This window comes from Gemmatimonas sp., assembly GCF_041689975.1.
Lineage (GTDB): Bacteria > Gemmatimonadota > Gemmatimonadetes > Gemmatimonadales > Gemmatimonadaceae > Gemmatimonas.
Window position 1 is genome coordinate 1 of record NZ_JBDNFF010000101.1, and the last position, 2,056, is coordinate 2,056.

The 2,056-nt window shown below is 65.1% G+C and carries 2 protein-coding genes; one reads left to right on the top strand and one right to left on the bottom strand.

The genetic code is table 11. The features are described from left to right. Window positions 1–982 (top strand): transposase (locus ACESNG_RS07055; protein WP_373060816.1); only part of this gene is annotated, 982 nt, incomplete at its 5' end. A 274-nt stretch (window positions 983–1,256) separates the two neighbouring features. Here ACESNG_RS07055 and ACESNG_RS07060 read toward each other — a convergent pair. Continuing rightward, window positions 1,257–2,056, bottom strand: an 800-nt coding sequence (locus ACESNG_RS07060) for a hypothetical protein (RefSeq protein WP_373068362.1), incomplete at its 5' end; no start/stop codon positions are given.

Below are 2,056 nucleotides of genomic sequence, written 5' to 3' on the forward strand. Positions count from 1 at the left end.
CGACGTGGAGCCCACGCTCGCCGCGAAGACGCCACAGCGCCACGAGCGGCTCATGCGCGACGCCGAGCAATTGTGCGAATGGCTCGCCACGCATCCGGAGGATCGACGGGGCGCGACGGGCGCCGTGCGGAAGAGCAACCGTACGGACAACGACAGCGCCAAGATGGCGACGAGCAAGGGCGTCATCCGAGGGTACACGGGGGTGGCCGCCGTCGACGCGGCGCATCAGATCATGGTCGTGGGGCAGACGCACGGCACCGGCACGGCACAGGAGCTGCTGGTGCCGATCGTCGAGGCGTTGCAGCCGCTGCGCGGTGCCACCACGCTCATCACCGCCGATGCGGGTTACCATAGCGAAGCGAATCTCCGCGCGCTCGACACGATGTCGGTCGAGGCGCTGATCGCGGATCGCGACCTGCGCCAACGCGACGAACGCTTCGCGACGCAAGGGCGCCATCAGCGGGGGCCGCACCCGCTGCACAACAAGAGTGCGACACCCACGACGTCGACGGCGACGGTGTTCACCACTGCCGATTTCACGTACGATGCCGAGGCTCGTAGCTGCGTATGTCCCGCGGGAAAATCGTTGTACCGATCCGGTGGCCATCGGAAAACCAAAGACTACGTCGGCGCGCATTTTCGCGGCGCAAAGCGAGACTGCGGGCCGTGTCCGTTGCGCGCGCAGTGCTTGCGCACGCCCGACATCACGCCGGTGCGCAACATCGCGTTTTTCCACGGACGCGCCGACACCGACGGGCCCACGCATACCGCGCGCATGCAAGCGCGCCTCGACGCACCGGAGGGACGCGAAGCGTATGGGCGACGCTTCGCCACGGTGGAGCCGGTGTTCGGCAATCTGCGCGCCAATAAGCGGCTCGATCGCTTCACGCTGCGCGGCCGCACCAAGGTGAACGGCCAATGGACGTTGTATTGTCTCGTCCACAACATCGAAAAACTCGCCCACGCGGGCTACGCGGCGTAGAGAGCACCGCGGAATGCGCAGCAATACGCGTAAGTCCACGCGGAACCGCGATAAACGCGCACTTTCTACAAGATCGGCGATTCGATGCGATCACAATAGCAGTGGAACGACATCTGCAGCGGCAAAATCGACTTATTCTACAGCCTCAACGCGGGCTTCTGCAGCGGGCGATCAAATGCAATGCGAGCGCAGCGAGCTACCGCATCGCCCGACTGCAGCAAGCATCGTTAGGCGATCTGCTGTCCGACGCGGCGTAGCCATCGCCGGACGTCAGTCACGGTGTCACCACCGCGTACCAGGCCACGGTTTCGACGTCGACAGTGTCGCGCTGCATCACCATGGCGCGGCCGCGAATGGCCTCGAGGCGGGTTCTCGCCGGAAGCGTGAAGCGTGCGATCGGTCGGCCGTCGGACGCGAGCACGTGCCAGACACGGCCCGGCTGCTGCGTCGCGGTCCCGAGGCGCGCGGGCTCGAAGCATTCCACCCACACCCGTTCATCCGCATCCACGAGAACGCGCCCGATGGCCGGCCGCGTTGGCGGCATGAGTTCCGGGGTAAACTCCATGTCAAGCATGCGCTGCAAACGTTCTGGCGGTAGCTGAGTACCGACCTGAGCGGCGCGTTCCGCCCGCAGCGCGCCGACTTCCGCTGGGGAAACCGGCTCCTGCAATGCGCTCCAACGTATCTCGCGCGCCGAGTCGAACCGTACGCTCAGATTGAACAGACTGAAGTCCTGTCCAGAGCCGAAATAGACTCGGTCCCGTCCGATGGCCGCGAACGGGTTGTTCGAGAACGCCACCCGCATGTCACCCTTCGCGTACAGGCCCGAATACATGCCGTCGAAGGCTGGTGATGATGCGACAACGAGACCGGCTCGGTCCCGCAACGTAAGGTGGGCCCGCATTGGCCACTTTCGGTACTTGGTACCCGTGGGAATGGACTCCAGCGAGGTGGTCGCGAGTTGCAGCACCACGACCATCGAATCTCCCCAAGCCCAAGCGTCCGCCGGCCACTCGTCGAGGGACGCACCTTCACTGACGCTGACGCTCCTGATGTACCCGGTCTTTGCAGCCC